The sequence below is a fragment of the Paenibacillus tundrae genome, assembly GCF_030812775.1.
Classification (GTDB): Bacteria; Bacillota; Bacilli; order Paenibacillales; family Paenibacillaceae; genus Paenibacillus; species Paenibacillus tundrae_A.
Genome location: NZ_JAUSTI010000003.1, coordinates 247,156 through 261,030, shown reverse-complemented (window position 1 = coordinate 261,030; position 13,875 = coordinate 247,156). Strand labels below are relative to the sequence as shown.

Sequence of the window (13,875 nt, the reverse complement as noted above, 5' to 3'; positions counted from 1 at the left end):
TCATTTTATCCGACAGAAGCTTTTCATTCCTACCTTAACCAGCAAACATCCTTTTGCTAGATTGAAATTATGATTATATAATTTCAATGCAATATAACGAAGCCTGTGTTACTTAGTAGGCTCTTGCAAATACTACGGTATGTTGTGCTTTTTCTCCACAAGCCAGGCACGTATGTTTTTCTTCTGCAGGCTGGAACGGGATGTTCCGGCTTGTAGCGCCCGTTACTTCTCTTACTTTATCTTCGCACGCTTCTGAGCCGCACCATCCTGCTAGCGTGAAACCACGTTTATTCTCCATTAACTCTTTCATCTCATCCAATGTATCTACAGAATAGAAGTTGTCCGACATAAATGTACGTGCACGTGCCAACATATCGGACTGAACTTGTGCCAGCATCGTTTGAATTTCTTCAACCAGGTTAGCCTGTTTTACAACTTTCTTCTCACCTGTAATCCGAGATACAAGAACACAAACACCGTTTTCCATATCGCGTGGCCCGATCTCAAGACGAATCGGCACACCACGCATCTCATACTCGTTAAATTTCCAACCAGGACGTACATCGCTACGGTCATCCATTTTGACACGAACCCCAGCTTGTTTCAACTCCGCAAATAATTCATCCGCACGGCCTACAACAGCATCACGTGTTTTTGGCGGTCCAATCGGAATCATAACCACTTGAGTAGGAGCAACTTTAGGCGGCAGCACCAGACCACGATCATCACCATGCACCATAATCAGCGCACCAATGAGACGAGTACTTGTTCCCCACGAAGTCGTGTGAGCAAGCTCCAACTCATTGTTACGGCTGAGATATTGAATCTCAAAAGCTTTGGCAAAGTTAGTACCCATATAGTGAGATGTACCTGCTTGCACCGCACGGCCATCTTTCATCATTGCTTCAATTGAGAAGGTGTCTACCGCACCGGCAAACTTCTCCGATTTTGTTTTCTGTCCTGTAATGACCGGAATTGCAAGGTATTCTTCAACCACTTCACGATAAATCTCAAGCATTTTCATCGTTTCCTCGCGTGCTTCTTCTTCCGTCTCATGTGCAGTATGTCCTTCTTGCCATAAGAACTCGCTTGTCCGAAGGAAAGGCAACGTTCTCTTCTCCCAACGCACAACGTTAGCCCACTGGTTAATCAGAACTGGCAAGTCACGATATGACTGAATCCATTTGGAGTACATGTGGCCAATGATCGTTTCAGATGTAGGGCGGATTGCAAGACGCTCTTCCAGCTTCTCTCCTCCTGCTTCCGTAACCCATGGCAATTCAGGGTTAAAGCCTTCTACGTGCTCTTTTTCCTTCTGGAAAAAGCTCTCTGGAATAAACATTGGGAAGTATGCATTCCGGTGACCCGTTTCACGGAAACGGCGATCCATCTCGTCCTTGATATGTTCCCAAATTTCAAATCCATCAGGTTTAAAAACAATACACCCACGAACTGGAGAGTAATCCATCAGATCTGCTTTTTTGATTACATCAATGTACCAACGAGAGAAATCTTCACTCTGTGGTGTAATTTCAGTTACAAACTGTTTTTCATTTTCCTTTGACATAAGACTCCAGCGTCCTCCCATTACGACTACCTTCGACTTATCAGAAGATAGTCAAACCATATTATCCGTTAATTAAACGTAGTATATCATTATATGTTACAGCAAGCATCAGTACAAACAACATCGCAAATCCAATAAAGTGAACCATGCCTTCTCGATTCGGGTCAACCGGTCTGCCACGCAGAGCTTCAATCCCCAAAAATACAAGGCGGCTGCCATCCAATGCCGGAATCGGCAATAGGTTGAAAATTCCTAGATTAATACTGATCATTGCACTCCAGTATAATAAACGATCCAACCCGGATTTTGCGATCTCTCCCGTTAACTCGATGGTTCTGACTGGGCCACCAATATCATCAAGAGCGAAGTTTTGTACGAGCTGTTGAAGGCCTTTGAAAATTAATTTGGATGTTTCAATCGTATATTTACCAGATAATGTGAAGGTTTCCACAAATCCAGCTTGTCTCGTAGGAAATCCTAGTGAGATCCCTACTTTGCCGCCTTCCTGGCCTGGTAGTGATGTTGGAGTAACTGCAACGTCAAGTTCCTTCCCATCACGAATCACTGTCCAGTTCATTGCCTTGTCTTTTGACTCAGAGATAGAAGCAATGACTTGTTGTTGGTCAATGCCAACCGGCGTACCATTAATACTCTTAATGATATCTCCCTCTTTAAATCCAGCCTTCTCCGCAGGCGTGTTTGCTGATACATCAGCTATTTTTATGTAGGAGGGATTCTCGACAGGAACACCGCTTACTTGAACAAATATCGCAAACAATACAAATGCTAGAATAAAGTTCATCATCGGACCGGCAAAAATAGCCAATGATCGCTGTCCAACGGTTTTACTGCTAAACCAACGATCTTTAGGTGCAATTTGCATACTAGCATTTTTGTTCACAATAACAGCCTGAGGATGAACATCATAGGTCATGCGCTCGCCGTCAACATCAAGTTCAAGTTTAAGAGCTGTTTCCAGGTCTATTTGCAAAACTTCACCTTTGATTACATTCTTGTACTTTTCAAGATTGCTCGTGAAGATTTTCTCAACCTTATCGTCCTTAATTCTAACACATATCGTTTGTCCTACATCAATCCCCGTAGTATCCGGATCTTCACCTGCCATTCTTGCATACCCACCAAAAGGAAGCAGACGGAACGTGAACTGAGTTTCACCCTTCTTATATGAAAACATTTTAGGACCAAATCCAATTGCAAATTCACGAACCAAAATACCAGCGCGCTTCGCAAAATAATAGTGGCCCCATTCATGAATGGCTACAATAACAAAGAACATCATGAATATATAGAACGCGATTTTAAGAGTCTCCAACAAACACTACACCTCCTTAACTTATTATGCATGCTCTAGAATAACATTATTCTTCATTAAATACCAAGAAGTTTTTTAGGCTGCAGTCAACGCACCAAGTACTGGAATCTCCAAGGATAGAACAGAAGAAATTTCAGAATTATTTAGTCGTAATCGTCCATCACCTAAGCCTGCTGCTCCCGTCATCAGCCCTAATTGGAAGTCTCTCACCGAAATACTATTATACTTCAAGCATATTTCAACGCCAAGTTCTTGTAGTGAAAATTCCAAACCCTTGATAACCCATGTTAACGATAGACCGATCCAATCTCCTTCATCTATATAATCCGTTTATCACGGCAATGGTAGCGGTCTTTGGATCTCTTCCTCGGTTACACACACTTATTGTACTTATAAATGCCAGTCAGCCTTTGTCCGCCACCTAAATAGAGTACGCATACAGTACGATCTTTAGAATGAGATTCACCATCACTTGTGAAAATCCTCTCTAGTACACGCGATTCCATGCTCATTTCTTTTATATGGTATCTATTTTCTTGTGCATGTGAATTAGGATTTCTTTTGCACGGGGTGCATGACTAAATCGGACTCGATACACGCTCTATTTTATAATAATACAGCATAATGATCATGATAGCGATTTTCAGAGTTATAGATCTTCATTTAAATTGCTTGAACCAAACTCTAATTTAAACTTAATTTGACATAAAAAGGTCACCCCTTTAGATCAGCCATTGATCTTAAAAAGTGACCTTCTTTCGGTTGCTATTTCTCTTAAGCTATAGTCTCTCAATCTGTCATCCTACACAGCCTATCGTTTGCATGAAAGAACATACTAACAAAAAGAGTTGGACATCTATAAAGTGTTTAGAAGCGCAACTCATTGGCTAGCTTACGAGAAGTTTCATCAGCATCCAGAATTTCTTCTAAACTTGGATTTTGAATGTTACTATGCTTTTCCAGGATCTTCTCAATCGTATACTCTATTTGTAAAAAGGAGATCTCACCTTTTAGAAATCTCGCGACAGCAATTTCATTGGCCGCATTGAACGCAGTTGGTGCAGTCCCTCCAAGTTTGCCAGATTCATATGCCAATCTTAAACAAGGGAAGCGCTCCATATCCATCTCACGAAAATTCAACTTACCCACTTGAGCTAAGGATAGACGTGTCGCTTGCGATGGTAGGCGATCAGGATAAGTTAACGCATATTGAATTGGTACACGCATATCTGGATTACCTAACTGAGCAATGATGCTGGTATCCTTAAACTCAACAAATGAGTGGATAATGCTCTCAGGGTGGAGCACTACATTAATCTGATCGTATGGAAGTCCAAATAACCAATGTGCTTCAATAACTTCCAGACCTTTATTCACCATTGTTGCGGAATCAATCGTAATTTTGGAACCCATCGACCAATTCGGGTGTTTCAGCGCATCCTCTACAGTAACCTCTTTGAGTTGTTCACGCGTTAAATCGCGGAAAGACCCTCCGGAAGCGGTAAGTGTAATCCCCAGCAATTGCTCCCGTCTCTCTCCATTCAAACATTGGAAGATAGCAGAGTGTTCACTATCCACGGGCAAGAGCGAAACTCCCTTTGCTGCTGCTTTTGACGTAACGATATGACCTGCTGTAACTAAGGTTTCTTTGTTCGCTAAACCAATCTGTTTTCCAGCTTCAATGGCAGCTAGAGTAGACTCCAGTCCCAGACTTCCCACTACTGCTGTTACAACTGTATCCGCTTCTGTAGCTGCAGCAATTTCGACTAATCCTTCTTTACCGTGAAAAACCTGCGTCCCTGCAGGAATTAGGGGTGCAATATAGTCTGCCAGTTCTTTGGAGCCAACAGAAACTTTCTTCGGTTTGTAACGCTTTGTTTGCTCAATGAGCAGCTCTGCATTACCACCTGCAGCAAGCCCTTCCACTTGAAATAACTCAGGATGCATATCTACTACATCAAGTGTCTGAGTTCCAATTGAGCCCGTTGACCCAAGAATCGCAATTTTCTTCATGCTGCACCTCATCTTCATTTATCCAATGCACGTGTAGTGAAATGACGACTCACTACACCTGTCTTGTTTGCAAAATTAATAGGGCAGTAGCATCAGTATATGTATGAACGGAAAAACGACGATCCAACTGTCGCACCGATCCAAAATGCCACCATGCCCCGGTAGCAACGTACCGGAATCCTTAATATTATAAACTCGTTTGTACGCAGATTGTATGAGATCTCCCATCTGACCTACTACAGCACAAGCGACTCCAATTAATATCGCCCTCGGCCAGGTAAGCAAACCGTCCGATACTCCTGCAAAAACGAGTGAGGTTATAATGGCAATGATGATACCACCTAGGGCACCCTCCACCGTTTTGTTAGGACTAATTGAAGGCCACAATTTGTTTTTGCCAATCAGCTTTCCGACAAAATAGGCTCCGGCGTCACTTGCCCAAATAGAGCCCAGCAGTAGAAAAGTCCAAAACAACCCATGTTGAAGATGTCTTGACTCGGCAATGTAATAAAAACCAATACCAATGTACAACACACCAAGAAAGAGCATCGCAACGGTATTAACCGGAATCTTATTTTTAGTAATGACCGATGCCGCCATTAATACCAACATCACAAGCCAGCCGATCTGAAATAGAGTCAGCGGTCTGGCTTCCCATACCATTTCCCAAGGAAATACAAGCGAAAAAACGCCTACGTATCCAATTAGAGCTACACCTGAAAAAGGCTGTACTCCCGTCATTTTCACAAACTCATAGTAACCGATGAGAGCCATCACTAATACCAAGCCATGATACCAGGGTCCGCCTAGCAAGCAAAAACCCAAAAACAAAACACCTGCTATTATTCCTGTCGTTAATCGCTGTTTCAACGGCTTCATCCTCCATCTATTTCAAACCGCCGTAACGCCTTGTTCTGCGCTGATATTCGGCTACTGCTTCAATTAAATGCTGCTTGCCAAATTCGGGCCAGTATATATCCGTAAACCATAGTTCGCTATAAGCAAGTTGCCAGAGCATGAAATTACTGAGTCTGAGCTCTCCGCTTGTTCGAATCAACAGATCCGGGTCAGGCATATCACTCGTTAACATATGTCTGTCGATGAGCTCCGGTGTAATCTCCTCTGCAGACAGTTCCCCCGACTGAACCTGTAGAGCTATTTTTTTAACACAGTCTGTCATTTCTCTTCGGCTTCCGTAATTCATTGCAAAGTTTAGCACAAGACCTGTGTTATGTTCTGTTAGACGTATAGCTTCACGTAAAGCATTAATGGTATGAGAAGGTAAATGTTCCTCCTGACCCATCATCCGAATCTGCACGTTCTTTTCGATAAGCTCATCCAGCTCAATCGCCAAAAACTCTTGCGGAAGTCGCATCAGAAAATCCACTTCTTCTTTTGGACGCGTCCAGTTTTCTGTCGAAAAAGCATACATCGTCAGATATTTGATGCCCAGTTCATCCGCCGCGATGGTCGCACGTTTGACTGCCTTCATCCCATTCTGATGTCCAGCTATCCGCGGAAGGCCGAGACGTTTGGCCCATCGTCCATTTCCGTCCATAATAATAGCTACATGCTGCGGGATATTATCCTCGGATATAGTCAGCGTTTCCTGCTTTTCAGCCCCATTCCACCACGACCGAACCCGTTTGATCATTCCTGTTCCTCCAAAATCCCTGAAGTTTCTTCACCTGAAGCTTAAAAAAGAGACAAAACCCCACCGGATCGGAGGGGCTGCGCTTGTCTTACACTTCCATGATTTCTTTTTCTTTGGCAGCGAGTACCTTATCGACTTCAGCAATAAATTTATCTGTCGATTTTTGGATATCGTCTTGATGTCTCCGGGACTCGTCCTCAGAGATATCTGACTTCTCCATTTTTTTGATATCATCGTTAGCATCACGGCGGATGTTACGAATCGCCACTTTGCCCTCTTCACCAAACTTTTTAGTCAGCTTCACAAGCTCGGCTCTGCGCTCTTCCGTAAGTGGCGGAATAGACAGACGAATCATGTTGCCGTCGTTAGCTGGTGTAAGTCCAAGATCGGACTTCATGATCGCACGTTCGATATCACTCATGGATGACTTATCCCATGGTTGGATCATCAGTGTGCGTGAATCTGGTGTACTGATATTAGCAAGCTGATTAAGTGGTGTCATTGCACCATAATACTCTACCTGAACCCGATCCAGAAGAGCTGGAGTAGCACGCCCTGCACGCAAAGTGGCAAGATCACGTCGTAACGCTTGAATTGCTTTTTCCATACGTTCTTCGGCATGTTTTTTAACCGCTTGTGGCATTAATCTACACTCCCTTTAACGATTGTTCCGATGCGTTCACCTAGAACAACACGCTTAATGTTACCTTGTTCTGTAATAGCAAAGACGATCAACGGAATGTTGTTATCTTTACACAGTGACGACGCCGTCGAATCCATTACACCAAGGTCTTTGTTGAGAATATCCATATAAGTCAACTGATCAAATTTCACAGCTGTGCTGTCCTTAAACGGATCGGCTGAATACACACCATCCACTTTATTCTTAGCCATCAAGATCACTTCTGCTTCGATCTCCGCTGCGCGTAGTGCTGCTGTTGTATCTGTGGAGAAGAACGGGTTGCCTGTACCTGATGCAAAAATAACGACCCGACCTTTCTCAAGATGACGAATAGCTCTACGACGAATGTAAGGCTCTGCAATTTGTTGCATAGCAATAGATGTTTGAACCCGTGTTGGGACTTCAATCTGTTCCAATGCATCTTGCAGTGCCAGCGAGTTCATTACTGTCGCCAGCATACCCATGTAATCTGCAGTTGCTCGATCGATGCCATTTTCACTACCAGCAATACCGCGCCAGATGTTTCCGCCGCCACATACAATAGCAACCTGCACACCTAGTTCAACGACTTCTTTTACTTGTTGCGCAATGGACGAAATCGTCTCTGCATCAATACCATAGCCATTTTGACCGGAAAGGGACTCTCCGCTGACTTTTAAGACAACACGTTTAAATACTGGCTGTTCCAATTGTTCACCCTCCACTTTAAATTGAACGCCCTGCGGCATTCAACCAACAAAACTTCTCGCGCACGGCCTCCTGCTTAAAAAGAAAGGAACACAGTAGTGTTCCGCTCTTTTAGGAAAAACGATCGACCGGTAAGGCACTGTTTTCCTGAGATATAAGGGAGTTTGCGCTTCGAAGTTTCATCATTCTTATATCTTCGAAAATCAATCCTGCTTGCCGGTTTAGAAAACCGTCTTATTTGTTTACTTGGGACATAACTTCTTCTACGAAGTTATCAACTTTTTTCTCAAGACCTTCACCCAGTTCGTAACGAACGAAACGACGGATGGAGATGTTTTCACCAATTTGGCTGATTTTTTCATTCAACAATTGGGAAATTGTTTTGTCTGGATCTTTAACAAAAGTTTGTTCCATCAAGCAATATTCTTCGTAGTATTTACCAATACGGCCTTCAACCATTTTTTCAATGATTTTTTCTGGTTTACCTTCGTTAAGAGCTTGAGCTTTCAAGATTTCTTTTTCTTTTTCCAGCTCATCTGTAGGAACTTCTTCGCGTGTAACATATTTAGGATTAGCTGCAGCGATTTGCATAGCTACGTCTCTAACGAAATCCTTAAATTGATCTGTTTTACCAACGAAGTCAGTTTCGCAGTTAACTTCAACCAAGACACCAATACGTCCGCCAGCGTGGATGTAAGATTCTACAGTGCCTTCAGTAGCTGCACGACCTGCTTTGCTTGCTGCTGCAGAAAGACCTTTTTCACGCAACAATTCAGCCGCTTTCGTTACATCACCGTTTGCTTCTTCCAGTGCTTTTTTACAATCGAGCATACCAGCGCCCGTTCTTTCGCGAAGTTCTTTTACTGCACTCGCATTAACTGCCATTATAAATTCCCTCCAGATTAAGTATTGTACGTACACTCTAAAAAAAGGGCAGTGAGAGGTTATCCACCTACCAACCACCCTTTTCATTTAGTTCATGAATTATGTTCGAAACTATTAAGCGGAAGTTTCTTCGCCTTGGTTAGCTTCGATAACAGCGTCAGCCATTTTACCTGTCAGCAATTTAACAGCGCGAATCGCGTCGTCATTACCCGGGATAACATAATCGATCTCGTCTGGATCGCAGTTAGTATCAACGATACCAACGATTGGGATACCCAATTTGCGAGCTTCAGCAACAGCGATACGCTCTTTGCGTGGATCGATGATGAACAGGGCGCTTGGCAGGCCTTTCATATTTTTAATACCGCCCAAGAATTTCTCAAGACGATCTTTTTCTTTGCGAAGCAAGATAACTTCTTTTTTAGGCAATACAGCGAAAGTACCGTCTTCTTCCCAAGCTTCCAACTGTTTCAAACGATCAATACGTTTTTGAATAGTTGAGAAGTTAGTCAGGGTACCGCCCAACCAACGTTGGTTAATGTAGAACTGACCAGCGCGTTCAGCTTCTTCTTTAACAGAATCTTGAGCTTGTTTTTTAGTACCAACGAAAAGAATAGTACCATTCTCGCCTGCGATTCCTTTAACGAAGTTGTAAGCCTCTTCGACTTTTTTCACTGTCTTTTGCAAGTCAATGATATAAATTCCGTTTCTTTCAGTGAAGATATAACGATCCATTTTTGGGTTCCAACGACGTGTTTGGTGACCGAAGTGTACCCCAGCTTCGAGAAGCTGCTTCATGGAGATTACTGCCATCTTCACACACCTCCTAGTATGGTTTTATTGTGTCCTCCGCCGGCATCATTTTTCGCCAAGACTCTCCAGTAAGGAAAGCACCCTTAACAAAATTAGCACATGCGTGTGTTTTAACACCGTTATCTAATATAGCACAAACGCCTAACCGTTGCAACTATCTTTCAAACAAAATATGATATTTTCAGCATATTATTCTGAACTATGCCAAGCTTTGATACAAGCAGGGCTAGGAACAATGAATCGCGGTCAAATTTAAAATATAAAGAACCGTCCTGCCTGAAGCTCTCAGCGTGACGGTTCTTTGGTAATTTTGGCGATAATGGACTTAAAGCTTTCGCCCTTTTCCAGTGCATATGTGCCAACTTGTATTTTCGTGTTGATTCGTTCTGCACGGCCTGCTTGAATGAATGCTTCTGCATCGTCCACGATACCCGCTTTCTTCAAATTCTCTGCTACCATAGCCAAGCTGTTTCCTGAACGGACTTTAAACGATACCGTAGCGTCTTTTGGCGTTACTGGAGTTGAGGGCTCTGTTGATGTGGGCTGATTAACCTGAGTCTGTTTATCAGTAGATGTAGGCTTTTCAGGATTCGCAGGTGTGCTTGGCGTCTCTACTGTCTCCGTATCCTTGGGAGGCTCTGCTGTAGTACCTTGTAGTTCACTGCTCTCCTGTGTTTTCTTCTGCACCCACTCTGTTTCGGTGAACAACTCTTCATCCGAATCTACGAGTCTCATATCCAAGTTTTTCGCAGCCACTTCCAATTGTTCTTTCGTTAAATCTGCAACGACCTGATCCGTATCCAAAGCGCTATCCGATAATGCATTTTGTCCTACTGTAGCAAGCTGTAGCAAAACCGCTCCAACAATCATGCCACTTCCAAGTCCGATCCATAAGGAGCGCTTATCCATCTTCTAGCTCTCCTCCCGTTCTGCGAGTTGAAGTATCAATTGAACTTCCCCACGCTGTATACCTGTTTGCTTCGTAATTGCGTCGATTGACTTACCCTCTGCATACAAATTAAAGAGTTCTGCGTACCGATCTTTGATCGACTCTCCAACGGTTGGTGTCGCTTGGTCGTTTAGCTGATTTTCCGGTTCAGCAACCGACTCAGCTGCCTCCACTCTTACGCTCTCTACCAGCCCTTGAGCCTGAAGTCCATTGGTACTGGTTACCGTAGACAGATGGGAAACTGAATTTGGCTCAACCGCTTTGCGCTGTTCTAATTGCTCAAGACGTTGTTGCATCTCTTCCAGCTGCAACTGCATACGCTGATCTGCAGCTATAGCCTCCCCCTTCATTTCAGCAACACGCTGAATGAGGGCATCATTATCGTTTTCCATCTCAGTCATGTAGTGTTCAAGCGTGGATTCCATCTCCTGCACCAGTTGATTCCCGTGCTCCTGTGACTTGTCTTTCTTAGGCATAATCAAGGCGTATGCAATTGCACAGGCACCTAATATGACAATAATAATCCATGGTGACAAATTCGGTTCTCTCCTTTTGATGCAGCAGTCGATGCGCAAGACTTCTTCTCTATGCAAGTTTCCATTCATGTTCTACTTCGTTTGTCAAAAGGCAAAACTATGGGGTGCTTCTCTACTAAGTTACGTTATAAGGAAAAATCAATATGTTTTCCTTTGTACGGGTGTTCAGCCGGTTTAATATTCTCTTGATTCTCAGAAGATTCTGGTGCCTGCGAACCATTTTTCTGCTCTGAATCATGACTATGATTATCACGCAATGCAGCGTTAGATGTTTCGTCCATCGCTTCACTTCGATGCCTGGCCGCCTCAGCTTCCTTGGCTGTTTGCTCTGCGAGCAAACTCTGGTCGATGACCGGCCGCTGTTGAAATTCATTTTGATAACGACCGGCCTCACTCGTCCTTGGTACGGCAATCTGCAACTCAACCGCTTTGAAACTCATACGCTCACCTCACGGTTTCGAATGGATTCTTGATCTGCTTGAATGCTGTACTTACACGTAAGGAACCATCGAAATATCACCATCATGATAATAAAATGAAATTCTACTCACTGGATCTTTAATAAATTTGGTGTATCTGCCGATAACTATTTTAGAGCCACCATAAATCATCTTGAGAATGTCTACACGAGCCCTACTCGTATCCTCAAGTGCCTTTTCGATTTCAAATATTCGAGTCTTTGTTTCTTCATTAAGACGCATGGATGATTTCTGTGTGGCTGTCAATTTAATTCGCATGGACATTTTATCAGGACTTAATTGTCCTGCTGCTGCCAGTTGGTCTAAAAGAGTCAGAGCTTTCTTGGTTTTATCCAATGAATCCATCTGTTCTCGTATGACTTTGCGGAGATCGTTCAATTCATTACGTAGTCTAGGCAGAACACCAACTTCAATGGAAGTAACGGTAGACATGCTATTACCCACAATACGTGCTGATACTTTTTCACCAGCTTGAATAGAGCCACCAACAATAAGCCCTTTTGTCCCAGCACAGATTACTTCTCTGCCTGCACGAATATTAGAATGCATAATACTTTGTGAAACGAGGACGTCTTCACCGGCATCCACATTGCCTTCTTGAATAAAGCTACATTTAACATTATGCCCAGCATGTACAAGGCCTTTGTTATATCCGATTATCCCACCCGTGATTTCGACCGAGCCACCTGCTTCTAACTCGGCGCCTTCGACACCACCAACAACTCGGATATCACCAGCAGCTTTCACCTTAAAGCCAGTTAGAACATTCCCGCGTATAACCACTGTACCGACAAAATCAATATTTCCGATGTTATAGTCCACATCACCATTGATTTCATATACGGGGAATACATTTAGTTTATTGCCTTCTGTTTTGGTAACCAACCCATCCAGTGCAGCATACATTGCGGTTCCATCTGGGTTAACAACTACATTTTTTCCAACTTTAAAACGTGCTTCTTTACCAGGACGAAAAGGGATTTCAACATCCGTTACTGCCCTACCTACTATGCCATCCATAGGAGGAATTCGTTCTGCAATAATCTGACCTGCTCGAACATTATTAAGGCGTGTCACTTCTTTGTAATCCACCGTACCATCTTCCGATTCCTGTGGTCGACGCTCATTGGAATCGTCCATGCCTACGAGTACCTTGATGTATCCATCTTCGCCCGCTACAGCAGCAATGCCCTCGGCAATTTTACACTGATCATTGAGATAGGTTTCCGGATGACTTGCGAATGAAAGCAATGCCTCTCGTAAAATACCATACTTGATCCCTTTACTATCAATATATTGCTCGAGTTCATCTAAAGTGAAGGTAAAGCCCTCTTCCAATTTGGAAACTTCAAGGTAGGCCGTGCTTTTATCTTCCGATAAAATAATGCTCAAGCATTGTTCCAAAGCAATTCGCTGTGTCAATGCAATTCTTCCCCCTTTTAGACTTTCCACTCCCTATAATCCAGCATAACTCTCTCTATTAATCTTTACGTAGTAATAGATCCTTCTGTTTATCTAACGTTCCTCTAAGTCTTAAGATCGCCTTAGAGTGAAGCTGAGAAATTCGTGATGGAGACAAGGACATGACCTCTGCAATCTCGCTAAGAGACAGATCTTCATAATACAAAAGGGAAACCACTGTGCGCTCTTTAACAGTCAGCTTCTCAAGACCCTGTACCAAGGCTTCTTTTAAATAAAACTCATTGACCTTATAATCAGGATTTTTCGCCTTTTCGTCAACCATTAAAGACAGACGTGTCTCGGATTCTTCTTCTCGAATAGGGTCTTCAAGTGAGCAAAGTGACATTACCGCCACCTCCTGAAGCATGTGTTGGAAATCCTTTGTGGACACATCCAGATACGCACTCATCTCTTCATCACTTACGGATCTAAGATACGATTGTTCCAGTTGCTGATACGCGTCTTCGATGCGCTTAGCTTTCTCCCTCACGGAACGTGGAACCCAGTCCCCTTGTCTTAGTCCATCGAGTATCGCACCCCGAACACGCCAAGAAGCGTACGTTTCAAACTGGAGTCCACGTTCATAATCGAACTTTTCCAACGCATCTATTAAACCCATAACACCATTGCTTTCCAAGTCATCTTTGGGAACATTTTTTGGCAATCCGACTGCCAGTCGTCCAGATACATAATTGACAATATGAAGATACTTCTCGATTAAATTTTTCTTGGCTTCAAGATCTCCATGTTCCTTCCACTTTTCCCACAGATCTGCATGGTTCAAATGTGAAGCTTTACGCTCGTTCAATTGATTTC

At 43.2% G+C, this 13,875-nt stretch carries 15 protein-coding genes; all 15 read right to left on the bottom strand.

Features of this window, described 5'->3' with window-relative positions:
* Positions 1-112: 112 nt before the first annotated feature.
* The 15 genes from proS to J2T19_RS06905 all read right to left on the bottom strand — a co-directional run bounded on the left by proS (position 113) and on the right by J2T19_RS06905 (position 13,867).
* Positions 113-1,567 carry a proline--tRNA ligase gene (gene proS / locus J2T19_RS06975; protein ID WP_307214262.1) on the bottom strand — a complete coding sequence of 485 codons (1,455 nt, stop codon included), beginning with the start codon at positions 1,565-1,567 and terminating at the stop codon, positions 113-115.
* A gap of 61 nt (positions 1,568-1,628) precedes the next feature.
* Positions 1,629-2,900 carry an RIP metalloprotease RseP gene (rseP, locus tag J2T19_RS06970; protein WP_307214581.1) on the bottom strand — a complete coding sequence of 424 codons (1,272 nt, stop codon included), beginning with the start codon at positions 2,898-2,900 and terminating at the stop codon, positions 1,629-1,631.
* 75 nt (positions 2,901-2,975) lie between these two features.
* Positions 2,976-3,110 (bottom strand): hypothetical protein, encoded by a 135-nt coding sequence (locus tag J2T19_RS06965; protein WP_307214261.1) that lies wholly within the window; start codon positions 3,108-3,110, stop codon positions 2,976-2,978.
* A gap of 657 nt (positions 3,111-3,767) precedes the next feature.
* The gene (locus J2T19_RS06960) at positions 3,768-4,913 is read right to left on the bottom strand and encodes a 1-deoxy-D-xylulose-5-phosphate reductoisomerase (protein WP_307214260.1); all 1,146 of its coding nucleotides are present in this window, start codon (positions 4,911-4,913) and stop codon (positions 3,768-3,770) included.
* 75 nt (positions 4,914-4,988) lie between these two features.
* Positions 4,989-5,783 (bottom strand): phosphatidate cytidylyltransferase, encoded by a 795-nt coding sequence (locus J2T19_RS06955; protein ID WP_307214259.1) that lies wholly within the window; start codon positions 5,781-5,783, stop codon positions 4,989-4,991.
* A 16-nt stretch (positions 5,784-5,799) separates the two neighbouring features.
* Positions 5,800-6,567, bottom strand: a complete 768-nt coding sequence (gene uppS, locus J2T19_RS06950) for an undecaprenyl pyrophosphate synthase (protein ID WP_056700645.1) — start codon at positions 6,565-6,567, stop codon at positions 5,800-5,802.
* An 88-nt stretch (positions 6,568-6,655) separates the two neighbouring features.
* Positions 6,656-7,210 carry a ribosome recycling factor gene (gene frr / locus J2T19_RS06945; protein ID WP_307214258.1) on the bottom strand — a complete coding sequence of 185 codons (555 nt, stop codon included), beginning with the start codon at positions 7,208-7,210 and terminating at the stop codon, positions 6,656-6,658.
* Entirely contained in the window at positions 7,210-7,938 is a 729-nt protein-coding gene (gene pyrH / locus J2T19_RS06940; RefSeq protein ID WP_056701161.1) for a UMP kinase, read from the bottom strand. The genes frr and pyrH overlap by 1 nt, the downstream gene beginning before the upstream one ends.
* Before the next feature lie 232 nt (positions 7,939-8,170).
* Positions 8,171-8,821, bottom strand: a complete 651-nt coding sequence (gene tsf / locus J2T19_RS06935; RefSeq protein ID WP_145046345.1) for a translation elongation factor Ts — start codon at positions 8,819-8,821, stop codon at positions 8,171-8,173.
* Positions 8,822-8,935: 114 nt separating this feature from the next.
* Positions 8,936-9,634 (bottom strand): 30S ribosomal protein S2, encoded by a 699-nt coding sequence (gene rpsB, locus J2T19_RS06930; RefSeq protein ID WP_024630243.1) that lies wholly within the window; start codon positions 9,632-9,634, stop codon positions 8,936-8,938.
* A 285-nt stretch (positions 9,635-9,919) separates the two neighbouring features.
* Positions 9,920-10,543 (bottom strand): endolytic transglycosylase MltG, encoded by a 624-nt coding sequence (locus J2T19_RS06925; protein ID WP_307214257.1) that lies wholly within the window; start codon positions 10,541-10,543, stop codon positions 9,920-9,922.
* Positions 10,544-10,546: 3 nt separating this feature from the next.
* On the bottom strand, positions 10,547-11,119 hold the full coding sequence (locus J2T19_RS06920) for a hypothetical protein (protein ID WP_307214256.1): 573 nt from the start codon (positions 11,117-11,119) through the stop codon (positions 10,547-10,549).
* Between the two features lie 125 nt (positions 11,120-11,244).
* Positions 11,245-11,559 carry a hypothetical protein gene (locus J2T19_RS06915; RefSeq protein ID WP_307214255.1) on the bottom strand — a complete coding sequence of 105 codons (315 nt, stop codon included), beginning with the start codon at positions 11,557-11,559 and terminating at the stop codon, positions 11,245-11,247.
* A gap of 51 nt (positions 11,560-11,610) precedes the next feature.
* Entirely contained in the window at positions 11,611-13,020 is a 1,410-nt protein-coding gene (locus J2T19_RS06910; RefSeq protein WP_307214254.1) for a flagellar assembly protein A, read from the bottom strand.
* Between the two features lie 58 nt (positions 13,021-13,078).
* On the bottom strand, positions 13,079-13,867 hold the full coding sequence (locus J2T19_RS06905; protein WP_056700634.1) for a FliA/WhiG family RNA polymerase sigma factor: 789 nt from the start codon (positions 13,865-13,867) through the stop codon (positions 13,079-13,081).
* Positions 13,868-13,875 lie beyond the last annotated feature (8 nt).